This is a genomic window from Streptomyces sp. NPDC030143, assembly GCF_055573695.1.
In genome coordinates this window covers 182,414-197,893 of record NZ_JBVIAY010000002.1, presented here as the reverse complement: position 1 = coordinate 197,893, position 15,480 = coordinate 182,414, and the positions used below count along the sequence as shown (strand labels likewise).

General features: G+C 72.4%; 14 protein-coding genes and 1 pseudogene. 13 read left to right on the top strand and 2 right to left on the bottom strand.

Translation table 11 applies throughout. The features are described from left to right. On the bottom strand, nt 1–936 hold the full coding sequence (locus ACZ4YY_RS04030) for an AraC family transcriptional regulator (protein ID WP_468283581.1): 936 nt from the start codon (nt 934–936) through the stop codon (nt 1–3). Nucleotides 937–1,181: 245 nt separating this feature from the next. On the opposite strand from ACZ4YY_RS04030, the pseudogene ACZ4YY_RS04025 reads away from it, so the two are divergent. Further along, nucleotides 1,182–1,367 (top strand): annotated as a pseudogene (locus ACZ4YY_RS04025) (NmrA family transcriptional regulator); the annotation flags it as partial. A gap of 414 nt (nt 1,368–1,781) precedes the next feature. Here the strand turns inward: ACZ4YY_RS04025 and ACZ4YY_RS04020 are convergent. Further along, nucleotides 1,782–2,948, bottom strand: coding sequence for a YihY/virulence factor BrkB family protein (locus ACZ4YY_RS04020; RefSeq protein WP_468283579.1), 1,167 nt, complete (start codon nt 2,946–2,948; stop codon nt 1,782–1,784). Between the two features lie 123 nt (nt 2,949–3,071). Between ACZ4YY_RS04020 and ACZ4YY_RS04015 the strand changes: the two genes are divergently transcribed. The 12 genes from ACZ4YY_RS04015 (at nt 3,072) to ACZ4YY_RS03960 (ending at nt 15,457) form a co-directional block, all read left to right on the top strand. Then, nucleotides 3,072–4,706: an acyl-CoA dehydrogenase family protein gene (locus ACZ4YY_RS04015; RefSeq protein ID WP_468283577.1), complete on the top strand. Its 1,635-nt coding sequence runs from the start codon at nt 3,072–3,074 to the stop codon at nt 4,704–4,706. 290 nt (nt 4,707–4,996) lie between these two features. Next, nucleotides 4,997–6,304: a GAF domain-containing protein gene (locus ACZ4YY_RS04010; RefSeq protein WP_468283575.1), complete on the top strand. Its 1,308-nt coding sequence runs from the start codon at nt 4,997–4,999 to the stop codon at nt 6,302–6,304. A gap of 176 nt (nt 6,305–6,480) precedes the next feature. Continuing rightward, nucleotides 6,481–7,770, top strand: a complete 1,290-nt coding sequence (locus ACZ4YY_RS04005) for a hypothetical protein (RefSeq protein WP_468283573.1) — start codon at nt 6,481–6,483, stop codon at nt 7,768–7,770. Nucleotides 7,771–7,787: 17 nt separating this feature from the next. Beyond that, the gene (locus ACZ4YY_RS04000) at nt 7,788–8,351 is read left to right on the top strand and encodes a GNAT family N-acetyltransferase (protein WP_468283571.1); all 564 of its coding nucleotides are present in this window, start codon (nt 7,788–7,790) and stop codon (nt 8,349–8,351) included. Nucleotides 8,352–8,487: 136 nt separating this feature from the next. Next, nucleotides 8,488–8,571 carry a putative leader peptide gene (locus tag ACZ4YY_RS03995; RefSeq protein WP_309486338.1) on the top strand — a complete coding sequence of 28 codons (84 nt, stop codon included), beginning with the start codon at nt 8,488–8,490 and terminating at the stop codon, nt 8,569–8,571. 129 nt (nt 8,572–8,700) lie between these two features. Next, complete coding sequence (locus ACZ4YY_RS03990) at nt 8,701–10,398, top strand: nitrite/sulfite reductase (RefSeq protein WP_468283569.1); 1,698 nt, start codon at nt 8,701–8,703, stop codon at nt 10,396–10,398. Beyond that, the gene (locus ACZ4YY_RS03985) at nt 10,395–10,574 is read left to right on the top strand and encodes a hypothetical protein (RefSeq protein ID WP_468283567.1); all 180 of its coding nucleotides are present in this window, start codon (nt 10,395–10,397) and stop codon (nt 10,572–10,574) included. The genes ACZ4YY_RS03990 and ACZ4YY_RS03985 overlap by 4 nt, the downstream gene beginning before the upstream one ends. Then, a complete protein-coding gene (locus ACZ4YY_RS03980) occupies nt 10,571–11,278 on the top strand; it encodes a phosphoadenylyl-sulfate reductase (RefSeq protein ID WP_468283565.1) in 708 nt (235 codons plus the stop codon). Before ACZ4YY_RS03985 ends, ACZ4YY_RS03980 begins: the two co-directional genes overlap by 4 nt. Next, nucleotides 11,275–11,844: an adenylyl-sulfate kinase gene (gene cysC, locus ACZ4YY_RS03975; RefSeq protein ID WP_468283563.1), complete on the top strand. Its 570-nt coding sequence runs from the start codon at nt 11,275–11,277 to the stop codon at nt 11,842–11,844. Before ACZ4YY_RS03980 ends, cysC begins: the two co-directional genes overlap by 4 nt. Further along, entirely contained in the window at nt 11,841–12,776 is a 936-nt protein-coding gene (cysD, locus tag ACZ4YY_RS03970; RefSeq protein ID WP_468283561.1) for a sulfate adenylyltransferase subunit CysD, read from the top strand. Before cysC ends, cysD begins: the two co-directional genes overlap by 4 nt. Before the next feature lie 2 nt (nt 12,777–12,778). Then, entirely contained in the window at nt 12,779–14,113 is a 1,335-nt protein-coding gene (locus ACZ4YY_RS03965; RefSeq protein WP_468283559.1) for a sulfate adenylyltransferase subunit 1, read from the top strand. Nucleotides 14,114–14,347: 234 nt separating this feature from the next. After that, nucleotides 14,348–15,457, top strand: a complete 1,110-nt coding sequence (locus tag ACZ4YY_RS03960; RefSeq protein ID WP_468283557.1) for an ABC transporter substrate-binding protein — start codon at nt 14,348–14,350, stop codon at nt 15,455–15,457. Nucleotides 15,458–15,480: the final 23 nt, after the last annotated feature.

Here is a 15,480-nt window from a genome sequence, read left to right as displayed (position 1 = left end):
TCACACCGCCCGTGTCCGGTGTTCCTGGGGGCTGACGCCGTACACCCGTTTGAAGGCGTTGGCCGGGGCGAAGGGGCTGCCGCAGCCGACCTGGCGGGCGATGGCGTCGAGGGTGTCGTCGGTGGTGCGCAGCAGGTCGGCGGCGAGGGCGAGGCGCCGGCCGGTGAGGTAGGTCATCGGGGGCTCGCCGACGAGGTCGGTGAAGCGGCGGGCGAGGCCGGCCCGGGAGACGCCCGCCTTGGCGGCGAGGGAGGCCACGGTCCAGGGATGCGCCGGGTCGTCCTGCACGAGGCGCAGGACGCGGCCCACGACCAGGTCGGCGAGCGCCCGGTACCAGGCGGGGGCCTCGGCGCCGGGGCGGGAGAACCAGGCCCGCAGGGCGGCGATGACCAGCAGGTCCAGCAGGCGGTCCAGGGCGGCCTCCTGGCCGGGTTCGTCGCGGGCGACCTCCTCCATGGACAGCGGGGTGAGCGGGCACTGCCACACGTCGGCGGTGAGCGTCAGCAGCGGGGGCAGGGCGTCCAGCAGCCGGCCGCTGATCCCGCCCTCCATCAGGTACGTCCCGATCAGGACGACGGTGGAGCCGTCGAGGCGGTCGCCCCAGGCGCGCACGCCCGGGTCCATGGAGCCGTTGAGGGAGCGGCCGTCGGGGCAGGCGCACCGGCCGCCCGGCAGGATCAGGGCCTGCGGGGGTGTGGCGGGGTCGTCGGCGCAGGTGTAGGCGCCGGGGCCGCGGGCGATGGCGAGGTCGCCCGCCGCGAGCCGGATCCGTTCGCCCTCGTCGGGGACGACCCACCCCTCGCCGCGCACCATCGGCATCACCGTCAGCGGCGTGCGGTCCTCCACCCGCACCGCCCACGGCGGGTCGAAGCACGCACGGATCATGAGGGCGCCACGTGCGCGTGGGCCCTCCGGCAGGCCTGCGAGAGCGTCCATGCCGTCAGCGTAGACGCGCGCTGAGGGGTCCTTGCACGGTGAGCGCCTGATCAGGCCGCGTGGTCCGGTGCCGTGCACCGCAAGGCGCCGGAGAGTCTTTGCAACGGAGCTACCAGGGCTTTCCGGCGACGCGGCGAGGTGCGGTGCCGGGCCGCGCGGCCCAGGCGGGCACCGTGCAAGGACCCCTCAAGGGAATGAGCCGTTCAGCGACGGGCCCGTGCCGCGTGCGGCAGTTGACTGAGGGCATGACACCGAACACGGCGCGGAACATGACGGTGGTGGTGACCGGCGCGGCCGGTCGTACGGGCGGGCGCGTGGCGCTCGCCGCGCGGGCGGCCGGGCTCACCGTGCGGGCGGCGTCGCGGGGGACGGGCTTCGCCTGGGGGGAGCAGCAGTCGTGGGCGGGGGCGCTGCGCGGTGCGGACGCGGCGTAAGGAGCTCCTCGAACAGGCCGTGACGCGCGGCTCACGGACGGTGTGCGGGAGGTCCTGGGCCGGGACCCGCGCGGCTTCGCCGCGTTCGCGAAGGAGGCCGCGGCGGCGGGCACATCGGGCTGACGGTCTGACCGGCAACCCAGGCGCTCCGGCCGGTCGGAGGGCCCACGGGCCGACGCCCGGCCGCCACGCAGGGGCTTCGCCCATGCCCCCGGCCGCGCCCGGTCGCCACGCAGGGGCTTCACCCCGGGCCCCGGCCGAGCCCGGCCGCTCCGGAGGCACTCCGCCCCGGAGGTCCTCCGTCCCGGGCCGCCCGCCGGACCGGCCCGGCCTCGGCCGGCCCCTTCACCCGAGAGCCCCCAGACGGGCACCCGCCGAGATCTCCTCCCCCCGGTGGGAGCCGGCCCGCCGCTACTTCTCGGGGTCCGACGGCTCCTCCCCCGGCCCGCCGCCCTTCGGGGAGGCCTTCGCATGGGTGCGCAGGCGGCCCGTGACGTCCTCCGGGGGGAGGAACCGCGACCAGCGTTCGGGGAACTCGGAGGGCATGTCGGGGTCGTCGGGGTCCTCGTGGACGCGGGCGGCGGCCATGCGGGCCACGTACTCGGCGGCTTCCTCCTCGCGCAGCCGTTCGTTGGCGGCGCGGGCGGCGGCGGTCGCGGCGGCCGGCCAGACCCGGTCGATCGCGGCGTTCACGGCGGCGCCGACGAGGACGGCGAACGCGGACACGCCGATCCACAGCAGCACCGCGACGGCGGCGGCGAGGGAGCCGTAGATGGTGGCGCCCTCGATGGTGCTCTGGAGGTAGATGCGCAGCAGGAAGCTGCCGAGCACCCACATCGCGAGGGCGACGAGCGCGCCGGGCACGTCCTCGATCCACGGGGAGCGCACGGGCACGGACACGTGGTAGAGGGTGGTGAGGAAGGCGATCGACAGGACGATCACGACCGGCCAGTACAGGACCTGCACGACGGTCGCCGACCAGGGCACGATCCGCACGACGGCGTCCGGCCCGGCCACCATCAGCGGCAGTGCGACCGAACCGATCAGCAGCGCCGCGATGAACAGCAGGAACGCCACCAGCCGGGTCTTGACGATGCCCCGGACGCCGTCGAGGCCGTACATGACGGTGATGGTGTCGATGAAGACGTTCACCGCGCGCGAGCCGGACCACAGGGCGAACAGGAAACCTATCGAGATGACGTCGGGGCGGCCGCCCTGCATGACGTCGTCCAGGATCGGCTGGGCGATCTGGGCGACGCCCTTGTCGGACAGGACGGTGCGGGAGGCGTCGAGGAGGTTGGCCTCCAGGCTGGAGATGGTGTCGGTGCCCGTCCAGTCGTCGACATAGCCGAGCAGGCCGATGAGGCTGAGCAGCAGCGGCGGCACGGACAGCAGGGTGAAGAAGGCGGCCTCGGCGGCCAGGCCGAGGATGCGGTACTCGATGCAGGAGTTGACGGTGTCCTTGAGCAGCAGCCAGGCCGTCCTGCGCTTGGAGACGTTCCGGTAGAGGGCACGCGCGCGGTGGAGACGCCCGGTGAGGGCCTCGGGGTGCTCGGGGGACTGACTTGCTGGCTGCACGCCCTAAAGGTATCCGCCGTTCGGGGCTGCACTCACCTCCGGTGGGACGGCGTCGCACGCTCGGTGAGCGCCACGTGCGGCCGGATCGGTCATGTCCGCGGTACCCGGGGGTACGTTCGCGGTATGGCAGGCAGCACGCACACCGTGACCAACCAGCCCCCGCCCCTCCTCGGGTACGACGTCTACGGCGCGGACCGGGCGCTCGTGGCGGCCGTGGAACGCCACCTCGATCCGGGACTGCTCGACGAGGCGCGCGGTGAGCTGTCCGCACTGGGCAGGGCCGCGGGGTCGGCGCAGCTCCAGGAGTGGGCGATCCAGGCCGACGAGAACCCGCCGCGGCTGCGCACCCACGACCGCTACGGGCACCGGATCGACGAGGTGGACTTCCATCCGGCCTGGCACCGGCTGCTGGGCAAGGGGGTGGGGGCCAACCTGACGGCGGCCTGGGCGCGGCCGGGCGGGCATGTGCGGCGGGCGGCGGGGTTCGTGGTGTGGACGCAGGTCGAGGCGGGCAACTGCTGTCCGCTGTCGATGACGCACGCGGCGGTGCCCGCCCTGCGCACGGATCCGGCGCTGGCGGCCGAGTGGGAGCCCCGGCTGACGTCGACGATCTACGAACGGGAGCTGCGGCCCGCCCGGGAGAAGGCGGGGGCGCTGTTCGGGATGGCGATGACGGAGAAGCAGGGCGGCAGCGACGTCCGGTCGAACACGACGTGGGCGCGGCCGCTCGCCGAGGACGGGGCGTACGAGCTGACCGGGCACAAGTGGTTCTGCTCGGCGCCGATGTCGGACGGCTTCCTGGTGCTGGCGCGCACCGGGGAGGGGCCGACCTGCTTCCTGGTGCCGCGGGTGCTGGAGGACGGCACGCGCAACGTCTTCCGGCTCCAGCGGCTGAAGGACAAACTGGGCAACCGGTCGAACGCCTCGGCCGAGGTGGAGTTCGACGGGACGTGGGCGCGCCGGGTCGGGGAGGAGGGGCGCGGGGTGCGCACCATCATCGGCATGGTCGCGGCGACCCGGCTTGACTGTGTGCTGGGGTCGGCGGGGCTGATGCGGGCGGCCGTCGCGCAGGCGGTTCACCACTGCGCCCACCGGGAGGCGTTCGGCGGGAAGCTCCTCGACAAGCCGTTGATGCGCAATGTCCTGGCCGATCTGGCGCTGGAGTCGGAGGCGGCGACGACGCTGGGACTGCGGCTCGCGGCGGCCTACGACGACGGCGGCGAGCAGGAGCGGGCGCTGCTGCGGATCGCGGTGCCGGCCGCGAAGTACTGGGTGACCAAGCGCTGTGCGCCGGTGACGGTGGAGGCGGCGGAGTGCCTGGGCGGCAACGGGTACGTGGAGGAGTCGGGGATGCCCCGGCTGGTGCGCGAGTCGCCGCTGAACTCGGTGTGGGAGGGCGCGGGAAACGTCCAGGCGCTGGATGTGCTGAGGGCGTTGCGGAGGGAGCCGCAGGCGCTGGACGCCTATCTGCGGGAGGTGGGGCGGGCGCGGGGTGCCGATCACCGGCTGGACGCGGCGATCAAGGACCTGTTGACCGACCTGGCCGACCTGGACGGTGCCGAGGCCCGGGCGCGGCGGCTGGCGGAGCGGTTCGCACTGGTGCTCCAGGGTGCACTGCTCGTGCGGTTCGCGCCGCCGGAGGTGGCGGACGCGTTCTGTGCGTCGCGGCTGGGCGGCGACAGTGGCGCGGCCTTCGGGACGCTGCCGCACACCCTGGCCCTGGGGACGCTGGTCGAGCGGGCCCGTCCCCTGGCCTGACCTGCGGGAACAGGTGCGGGGGTGGTGCTGCGCCGACACGGCACCACCCCCGCGGGGTTGGCCCTGCGAGGCCAGGAAACGCCGCTCGGGACGGCGTGCCACAAGTCTCGGACAGGCCGTGGATGTTGACCAGGGTTGCAAGGGGTTGCAACGTGGTGGGTCCGGGTGACCGGACTGTGTCCCTCCGTCACGGTCGGACGGCAAGATGGGGACCTCCAGTAAGACCGGAAACAGTCGGCGCAGCCACTTGACATCCGGTCCTTTGCCTGTGTGCTCACCGGGAGGCCCCTGTGGCGAAGTCGCCGATGAACGTGGAGCGGCTGGCGGCTGTCGACGCCGCGCGGGCGGCGCGGGTGCTCAGCGAGGTGCGTGAGGCCCGGCTCGCGGGCCGGCGGGCGCGGGTGGCGCCGCGGCCGGTGATCGAGCAGTCGTGGGAGCGGATGCTGCGCAGCGGGGTCGATCCGGAGCACGACTTCCGGGCGGGCGTGCTGCCGGAGGAGGAGGTGCGGCGGCGGCGGGAGGAGTCGCCGCTGCGGGACGTGCTGCCGGTGCTGCGCGAGGGGCTGCTGTCGGTCGCGGACGTCGCCCACCACATCATGGTGGTCGCCGACGAGGAGGGCCGGGTGCTGTGGCGGGAGGGCTGTTCGCCGGTGCTGCGCAAGGCCGACGGGCTGGGTTTCGAACTGGGCGCGGACTGGCGGGAGGACGTCGTCGGTACCAACGGGGTGGGCACCCCGGCGGTGGTGCGCCGGCCGGTGCAGGTGTTCGCCGCGGAGCATTTCGTGCGCTCGCACGCGGCCTGGACGTGTGCGGGCGCCCCGATCACCGATCCGCGCAACGGGCGGCTGCTGGGTGTGGTGGACGTGAGCGGGCCGCTGGAGACGATGCACCCGGCGACCCTCGCCTGGGTCGACTCGGTGGCGAAGCTGGCGGAGGCGCGGCTGCGGGAGATGCACCTGGGGTCGCTGGAGCGGCTGCGGGCGGTGGCGGCGCCGGTGCTGGCCCGGCTGGGCGGCCGGGCGGCGGTGGTGGACGGGGACGGGTGGACGGCGGCGGTGAGTGGGATGCCGTACGCGAACCGGATCGCGCTGCCCAAGTCGCCCGCGCCGGGGCGTCGGTGGATGCCGGGGTTCGGGCTGTGCTCGTTGGAGCCGCTGGCCGGTGGCTGGTTGCTGCGGTCCGTCGACGGGGCCGTGGAGCCGCTGCCGTCCGGTGCGACGCGGATCGTGCTGGATCTGGCCCGGCCGCGCCGCTGGTCGGTGACGGTCGTCGGGGCGGCGGGCACGTGGTCGCACGAACTGAGTCCGCGGCACGCGGAGTTGCTGTATCTGCTGGCGGTGCGGCGGGGTGGTCGCAGCGCGGCGGGGCTCGCGGAGGACGTGTTCGGTGATCCGGCGCGGACGGTGACGGTACGGGCTGAGATGTCCCGGGTGCGGCGGTATCTCGGGGGACTCCTGGAACACCGGCCGTATCGTTTCTGCGAGGCCGCGGAGGTGGAGGTGCTCCTCCCGGACGACCCGAGGGACCTCCTGCCGCACTCCACCGCCCCCGCGGTGGCCACCGCGCGCACGTCGGATTCCGCACGACAGGCCCGGTAGGGGTCCTGGGGAGTTCTACCGCACATCGCCTTACGCCGGGGCGTCTTCCGTCCAAGTGCGGGGTCTTCGTCCGCAACAGGGGTGGACTGCCGTAGCATCCCCCTACGGGTCACCCCACCTGCTCCTCGATCAACGTACGGATCATCAGGCGCAGTTGGCCCGCCTCGGGAGGACGAATGAAGCAACGTGGCCGACATCGCCGACGCAGACGGGGCAGGGCTCTGCGGGGGTTCCTGACCGGAACGGCCCTCGCGCTCACCGCCGCCGCCACCATGATCAGCGCCTCCCAGGCGACCGTCCCGGACAGCCCCGGGCCGCTGAAGCCGCTCGCCTCCGCCGCCGGGGACGGGATGCGGCTGACGGAGGAGCCCGTGGCGCAGTCCGCCCTGGACCGGCTCGCGGCCACGATGGGCGCGCCGGTCGGCGTCGGCGAGGTGCTCGACGGAGCCGGGCGCACCCTGCGCGACGCGAGCGACTGCTCCGCCACGGAGCGTGCGGCGCTGCCCGTCTCCCCCGCGGCCGCCGCCGCCTACTGCTGGAACGCCGACGACACCGCGGGCTGGCAGCCAGGCGCGGTCACCACCTCCGGCGACGCGGACGACGACGGGCTGTGGGGCCGGCACCGGGTGATCCTGTCCGCCTGGTCCCGCAGCGGCGGCCCGGCCGCCGACCGGGGCCTCGCCCGGATCGCCTTCGTCGACGCGGGCGAGGCCGGCCGGCCCGCCTACACCTGGGCGCTGCTCGCCGTCCCGGTCGACGGCGGACGGGATTACCGCGGGCTGGTCTCCCGCGTCTCCGGCATGGTCTGGTACCAGGACAAGCTGCTGGTCACCGCGGGCGACGGAGACCGGACCGCGCTGTACGTGTACGACGTGAACCGGATCCAGCGCGCCACCGTCGCCGGGGAGGCGGTCGGCCGGGTGCCCGGCGGCTGGTCGGCGAACGGCAACCGGTACGTCCTGCCGGCCGTCGCCGCCTACCGGCTCGCCGACGGCGCGGACGGCCCGCGTCCCACCGCCCTCTCCCTCGATCGCAGCACCGCGCCGGACAGCCTGGTCGCCGCGGAGTGGACCCTCGACGACGGCGGGCGCGGCGCCCGTCTGTGGCGGTACGCCTTCGACACCGGCACCGGCCGGGCCGGTCTGCTCGCGGGCGGCGGCAGCGGGCCGGTGGCGCCGACGGAGGCGTTCACGACGAAGGCGACCGGGGTGCGCGGGGTGCTGGCGTACCGGGGCGGCTGGTACCTGACGCGGGCCGCGGACCGGCACAGCGGGCACGGGACGCTGTGGCGCCAGGACGCGCAGGGGGCCCGGCCTTCGGTGTGCGGGGCGGACGACGCGCACGCCTGCTGGAGCGGACGCACGGAGTCCCTGTCCTACTGGGAGGCGACCGGCGAGCTGTGGACCCAGTCGGGCCGGATGCTCTTCGCGCTGCCGCTGGCCTCCGTCGACAGATCGACGGAGTAGATGATTCCCTGACGGGCATGACCAACATCCCCGTGACCACCTGGTCCCTGGAGCAGACCGCGCCGAGTGACCTCCTGCCGGCCGCCGCCCCCGAGGGCGACGTCCGCATCGCCCGCTCCGAGGTGCCCTCGCCCGAGTTCAGCCGCTTCCTGTACGCGTCGGTCGGCGGGGACATCCGCTGGATCGACCGGCTGGGCTGGTCGTACGCGCGGTGGAGGGAGTACCTGGCCCGGCCGGGCGTGGAGACGTGGGTCGCCTACGACCGGGGCACCCCGGCGGGGTACGTGGAGTTCGAGCCGCAGGACGACGGCGTCGTGGAGATCGCCTACTTCGGGCTGATCCCTGCCTTCCGCGGCCGGCGCATCGGCGGGCATCTGCTGTCGCACGGCACCGCCCGCGCCTGGGACCTCGCGGACCGCTGGCCGGGGCTGGCGCGGACGAAGCGGGTGTGGCTGCACACATGCAGCCTGGACGGCGAGCACGCGATGGACAACTACCAGCGCCGGGGCTTCAAGCTGTTCGACACCAAGGTCGAGGAGAGGCCCAAGGTGACCGCCCCGGGCCCCTGGCCGGGCGCATAGCCGGTCTGACCTGCACCGACAAGAGGGTTCGCGCACCATGTGACCGACAACACCCTCGTCTCGCATCTCGGGACAAGGGTGTCCGCATCGCGGACGAAGCTGGACTGTGTCCAGATCGCCGTGCCACGCTTCCGTCATGTCTGGAACTGGGATTGCCTTGGTGAGTCGGCGGCACGTCGACCTCGGCCGCATGTCCAGCGCCATCTGTCCGGCGAGCTGACGAGCCGCAGCACCGCCGACAGCCCGCTCCAGATCTCCCCGCCTGCGCAAGGACGCGCACGCCTGCCTCCATGCGCCCACACGCGCAGGTCAGTGACGCTTTCCGCCTGTCCCGAAGGACGTATTCACCATGGCCGCCACCCCGCAGAACCCTGCCGCCTCCGCGCCCCGCCGCAAGGTGAGCCGTCACCGCGGTGAGGGTCAGTGGGCCGCGGGTCACTTCACCCCGCTCAACGGCAACGAACAGTTCAAGAAGGACGACGACGGTCTCAATGTGCGGACACGCATTGAGACGATCTACGCGAAGCGTGGCTTCGACTCGATCGACCCCAACGACCTGCGCGGCCGGATGCGCTGGTGGGGCCTGTACACCCAGCGCAAGCCCGGGATCGACGGCGGCAAGACCGCGGTCCTGGAGCCGGAGGAGCTGGACGACGAGTACTTCATGCTGCGGGTACGCATCGACGGCGGCCGTCTCACCACGCAGCAGCTGCGGGTGATCGGTGAGATCTCGCAGGAGTTCGCCCGCGGCACCGCGGACATCACCGACCGGCAGAACGTCCAGTACCACTGGATCCGCATCGAGGACGTGCCCGAGATCTGGAACCGCCTGGAGGCGGTCGGCCTGTCCACCACCGAGGCCTGCGGCGACACGCCCCGTGTGATCATCGGATCGCCGGTGGCCGGCATCGCCGAGGACGAGATCATCGACGGCTCCCCCGCCATCGAGGAGATCCAGCGCCGGATCATCGGCAACAAGGAGTTCTCCAACCTGCCCCGCAAGTTCAAGTCCGCGATCTCCGGCTCGCCGCTGCTGGACGTGGCGCACGAGATCAACGACGTCGCCTTCGTCGGCGTGAACCACCCCGAGCACGGCCCCGGCTTCGACCTGTGGGTCGGCGGCGGTCTGTCCACCAACCCCAAGATCGGCGTCCGGCTCGGCGCCTGGGTCCCGCTGGACGAGGTCCCCGAGGTCTTCGAGGGCGTCATCTCGATCTTCCGCGACTACGGCTACCGCCGGCTGCGCACCCGCGCCCGGCTGAAGTTCCTGGTCGCCGACTGGGGCGCGGAGAAGTTCCGGAAGGTCCTGGAGGACGAGTACCTGCGGCGCGAGCTGGTCGACGGCCCGGCCCCGGAGCAGCCGGTCGCCCGCTGGCGCGACCACGTCGGCGTGCACCGGCAGAAGGACGGCCGTTTCTACGTCGGTTTCGCCCCGCGCGTCGGCCGCGTCGACGGCGCCACCCTGTCGAAGATCGCCGACCTGGCCGAGGCACACGGCTCCGGCCGGGTCCGCACCACCGTCGAGCAGAAGATGATCGTGCTCGACGTCGAGGAGGCGCAGGTCACGTCGCTGGTCGAGGCGCTGGAGGCGCTGGACCTGACCGCCGAGCCCTCCCCCTTCCGGCGCGGCACGATGGCCTGCACCGGCATCGAGTACTGCAAGCTCGCCATCGTCGAGACCAAGCAGCGCGGCATCTCCCTCATCGACGAACTCGAGCGCCGCATCCCCGACTTCGACGAGCCGATCACCATCAACATCAACGGCTGCCCGAACGCCTGCGCCCGTATCCAGGTCGCGGACATCGGTCTCAAGGGCCAGCTGGTCCTCGACGACCGGGGCGAGCAGGTCGAGGGCTACCAGGTGCACCTGGGCGGCGCGCTCGGACTGGACGCCGGCTTCGGCCGCAAGGTGCGCGGCCTGAAGGTCACGGCCGCGGAGCTGCCCGACTACGTCGAGCGGGTCCTGAAGCGGTTCCAGGCCGAACGCGAGGACGGCGAGCGGTTCGCCACCTGGGCGGCCCGTGCCGGCGAGGAGGCCCTGTCATGAGCGAGCGGGCCGCCCCCTTCTACTGCCCCTACTGCGGCGACGAGGACCTGCGTCCCCACGAGCAGGGCCACGGCGCCTGGGAATGCGCGGCGTGCAACCGCGCATTCCAGCTGAAGTTCCTCGGGCTGCTCGCCCGGGGTGTTCAGCGAGCCGACAACGGAGGGGACCTGATATGACGACGGCCCAGGAGCGTACGGACGAGGAACTGAAGGCACTCGCCGAGCAGGCGGGCCGTGACCTGGAGGACTCCTCCGCGCTGGAGACCCTCCAGTGGGCGGTCGACACCTTCGGCGCGGGGTTCTGCGTCACCTCCTCCATGGAGGACGCGGTGGTCGCCCATCTGGCGTCCCGCGTGCTCAAGGGCGTGGACGTGGTGTTCCTCGACACCGGCTACCACTTCCCGGAGACCATCGGCACCCGGGACGCGGTCGAGGCCGTGATGGACGTCAACGTCATCACGCTCACCCCGCGGCAGACGGTCGCCGAGCAGGACGCCCGGTACGGGCCGAAGCTGCACGACCGCGACCCCGACCTGTGCTGCAGGCTCCGCAAGGTGCAGCCCCTGGAGGAGGGTCTGAAGGGCTACCGGGCGTGGGCGACCGGACTGCGCCGCGACGAGTCCCCCACCCGGGCGAACACCCCCGTCGTCGGCTGGGACGACAAGCGGCGTAAGGTCAAGATCTCCCCCATCGCCCGCTGGACGCAGGACGACGTGGACGCCTACGTCGCCGAGCACGGCGTCCTGACCAACCCGCTGCTGATGGACGGTTACGCCTCCGTCGGCTGCGCCCCCTGCACCCGCCGCGTCCTGGAGGGCGAGGACGCGCGCGCCGGCCGCTGGGCCGGCCGCGCGAAGACCGAGTGCGGGCTGCACGGATGACCACCTCCCCACAGAAGCAGGAGAACCACGTGACGACCGGAGCCACCGTCTGGCTCACGGGTCTGCCGAGTGCCGGCAAGACCACCATCGCGTACGAGCTGGCCGGCCGGCTGCGCGAGGAGGGCCACCTCGTCGAGGTGCTCGACGGCGACGAGATCCGCGAGTTCATCTCGGCGGGCCTCGGCTTCAGCCGCGAGGACCGGCACACCAACGTCCAGCGCATCGGCTTCGTCGCCGAGCTCCTCGCCCGCAACGGCGTGAAGGCGCTGGTGCCGGTGATCGCGCCGTACGGCGACAGCCGTGACGCCGTGCGCAAGCGGCACGAGACGAACGGGACGGCGTACCTGGAGGTGCATGTGGCCACCCCGGTCGAGGTGTGCAGCGAGCGGGACGTGAAGGGCCTGTACGCCAAGCAGGCGGCGGGCGAGCTGACCGGGCTCACCGGGGTCGACGACCCCTACGAGGCGCCCGAGTCACCGGATCTGCGGATCGAGTCGCAGAACCAGACCGTGCAGGAGTCCGCGGCGGTGCTGCATGCGCTGCTCAGCGAAAGGGGACTGGTGTGACGACCGTCGTCAGGTCCGAGGAGGGCACGGCGGCCCCGTACGCCCTGAGCCACCTGGACGCGCTCGAGTCCGAGGCGGTGCACATCTTCCGCGAGGTGGCGGGCGAGTTCGAGAACCCGGTGATCCTGTTCTCCGGCGGCAAGGACTCGATCGTCATGCTGCACCTGGCGCTGAAGGCGTTCACGCCGGCGCCGGTGCCGTTCACGCTGCTGCACGTGGACACCGGGCACAACTTCCCCGAGGTGATCGACTACCGCGACCGTACGGTGGAGCGGCACAACCTGCGGCTGCACGTGGCCTCGGTGCAGGATTACATCGACCGGGGTGTGCTCAAGGAGCGCCCGGACGGCACCCGCAACCCGCTGCAGACGCTGCCGCTGACGGAGAAGATCCAGGGCGAGCGGTTCGACGCCGTGTTCGGCGGCGGACGCCGCGACGAGGAGAAGGCCCGCGCGAAGGAGCGGGTGTTCTCCCTGCGGGACGAGTTCTCGCAGTGGGACCCGCGCCGCCAGCGCCCCGAGCTGTGGAACCTGTACAACGGCCGGCACGCGCCCGGTGAGCACGTCCGCGTGTTCCCGCTGTCCAACTGGACCGAGCTGGACGTGTGGCAGTACATCGCCCGGGAGGGCATCGAGCTGCCGCAGATCTACTTCGCGCACGAGCGCGAGGTGTTCCGGCGGGCCGGGATGTGGCTGACGGCCGGCGAGTGGGGCGGGCCCAAGGACGGCGAGACCGTCGAGAAGCGCCTCGTGCGCTACCGGACCGTCGGTGACATGTCCTGCACCGGTGCCGTCGACTCCGACGCGACCACCCTGGACGCCGTCATCGCCGAGATCGCCGCGTCCCGGCTGACCGAGCGCGGCGCCACGCGCGCCGACGACAAGCTCTCCGAGGCCGCGATGGAAGACCGCAAGCGCGAGGGATACTTCTAGGCATGAGCACGACCACGACCGAGGAACTCTCGGCCACGACCCTGCTGCGGTTCGCCACCGCCGGCTCCGTCGACGACGGCAAGTCCACGCTCGTCGGGCGGCTGCTGCACGACTCCAAGTCGATCCTCACCGACCAGTTGGAGGCCGTGGAGCGCGCCTCGGCCGGCCGGGGCGCGGAGGGCCCGGACCTCGCGCTGCTCACGGACGGTCTGCGGGCCGAGCGCGAGCAGGGCATCACCATCGACGTGGCCTACCGCTACTTCGCCACGCCCCGGCGCCGGTTCATCCTGGCCGACACCCCGGGACACGTGCAGTACACGCGGAACATGGTCACCGGTGCCTCCACGGCCGAGCTGACGGTGATCCTGGTCGACGCCCGCAACGGCGTCGTCGAGCAGACCCGCCGGCACGCCGCGATCGCCGCGCTGCTGCGCGTGCCGCACGTCGTGCTCGCCGTGAACAAGATGGACCTGGTCGACTACCGGGAGTCCGTGTTCGCCGCGATCGCCGAGGAGTTCACGGCGTACGCGACCGAGCTGGGCGTCCCCGACGTCACCGCCATCCCGATCTCGGCGCTCACCGGGGACAACGTCGTGGACCCCTCGGCCACCATGGACTGGTACGGCGGCCCGACCGTGCTGGAGCACCTGGAGACCGTCCCGGTCAGCCATGACCTGGCGCACTGCCACGCGCGGCTGCCGGTGCAGTACGTGATCCGCCCGCAGACCGCCGAGCACCCCGACTACCGCGGCTACGCGGGCCAGATCGCCGCCGGCACCTTCCGCGTCGGCGAGGCGGTCACCGTCCTGCCGTCCGGGCGGACGACGACGATCGCCGGGATCGACCTGCTGGGCGAGCCGGTCGACGTGGCGTGGACGACGCAGTCGGTGACCGTGCTGCTCGCCGACGACCTCGACGTCTCGCGCGGCGACCTGATCGTGCCGAGCAAGGACGCCCCGGCCACCACGCAGGACGTCGAGGCCACCGTGTGCCACGTCGCCGACCAGCCGCTGACGGTCGGGCACCGGGTGCTGCTCAAGCACGGCACCCGCACGGTCAAGGCGATCGTCAAGGACATCCCGTCCCGTCTCACGCTCGACGACCTGTCCCTGCACCCGCACCCGGGGCGGCTCGTCGCCAACGACATCGGCCGGGTGAAGATCCGCACCGCGGAGCCGCTCCCCCTCGACTCCTACGCCGACTCGCGCCGCACGGGCTCGTTCATCCTGATCGACCCGGGTGACGGCACCACGCTCACCGCGGGCATGGTCGGCGAGTCGTTCGCCGCCCCGGAGCCGGTCAAGGACCACTCCGAGGACGACGGGTGGGACTTCTGAGCATGAACAGCACCGACTTCTACTCCATGTTCGCCAAGGAGGGCGGCCGCGTCGGCAGCGGTGCCCTCGGCAGCGGGCAGGGCGGGGTGGCGCGATGTGCGCGGTGACGTACGCGCACTGCCTGCGCGCCCTCACCCCCCACCCGACGTCCCGGAAGCGACGAAGACCCCTGCCGAACTCCCGGCCACGACCTGAGAGACCGTGACCGCCGGGCCAACGAGAGGAACACCTCCCGTGCCTGCCAAGAGCTCCGTTCTTCGCCGCGGCATCGCCGCCGCAGCCGCTCTTCCCCTTCTCACCCTCGCCGCCTGCGGATACGGCTCCCAGGCCGAGGACACCCCGTCCGCGCAGAAGGTCGCCGCCGGAGCGGCGAAGATCGACGGACTCGACTCCGTCAAGATCGGTTACTTCGGCAACCTGACCCACGGGACCGCCCTCGTCGGCGTGAACAAGGGCTTCTTCCAGAAGGCGCTCGGCGGGACCGAGGCGTCGTACCAGGTCTTCAACGCCGGTCCCTCCGAGATCGAGGCGCTGAACTCGGGGTCCATCGACATCGGCTGGATCGGCCCGTCCCCGGCGATCAACGGCTACACGAAGTCCGCGGGCAAGAACCTGCGGATCATCGGCGGTTCGGCGTCCGGCGGCGTGAAGTTCGTCGTCGACCCGGACAAGATCAAGACCGTGGCCGACGTCAAGGGCAAGCGGATCGCCACCCCGCAGCTCGGCAACACGCAGGACGTGGCGCTGCTCAACTGGATCTCCGAGCAGGGCTGGAAGGTCGACGCGGAGAGCGGCAAGGGCGACGTGTCCGTCGTCCGCACCGACAACAAGGTGACCCCGGACGCCTACAAGTCCGGCTCCATCGACGGCGCCTGGGTGCCGGAGCCGACCGCGTCGAAGCTGGTCGCCGAGGGCGCGAAGGTGCTGCTGGACGAGGCGGACCTGTGGCCCGACAAGAAGTTCGTGATCACGAACATCATCGTGTCGCAGAAGTTCCTCGCGGAGCACCCGAAGGCCGTCGAGGCCGTGCTGAAGGCGTCGGTCGACACCAACAAGTGGATCAACGCCAACCCGGACGCGGCGAAGGCGGCCGCCAACGCGCAGCTGAAGGCGGAAACCGGCAAGGCGCTGCCCGCGGACATCCTGGACCCGGCGTGGAAGTCCATCCGGTTCACCGACGACCCGCTGGCCTCCACCCTCGACGCCGAGGCCCGGCACGCCGTCAAGGCGGGTCTGCTCAAGCAGCCGGAGCTCGCCGGCATCTACGACCTCACGCTCCTGAACAAGGTGCTCGCGGCCGCGGGCGAACCCACCGTCGACGACGCCGGTCTCGGCGTCAAGTAAGCCCGAGTCCGAGAGTTCCCAGG